Below are 245 nucleotides of genomic sequence, written 5' to 3' on the forward strand. Positions count from 1 at the left end.
GGGAGCGCACGGCGGGGCTGCCGGTCGCGGTGGAGTTCCGGCACCCCGGCTGGGCCGACCCCGCCCGGCTCGACCGGGCGCTGGCGTTCCTCGCGCGCCGGCCGGGCGCGAACCAGGGCGGGAACTGGAACAGCACCCCGCCCAGCCGCCCCGCGTCGCGCAGCGGAGCCAGGGCGTCGAGGAAGGCCGACCACACAGCGTCCACGACGTGCTCCGGCAGGTCCCCCGGCCGCAGCAGGCGCCGC

General features: G+C 80.0%; 1 pseudogene. It reads right to left on the minus strand.

Annotation, left to right across the window (positions count from 1 at the left end):
- Positions 1-91: 91 nt before the first annotated feature.
- Positions 92-245, minus strand: a pseudogene (locus tag ACSNOK_RS35710) (DUF72 domain-containing protein); the annotation flags it as partial.

Source organism: Streptomyces sp. URMC 126 (assembly GCF_051386555.1).
Lineage (GTDB): Bacteria > Actinomycetota > Actinomycetes > Streptomycetales > Streptomycetaceae > Streptomyces.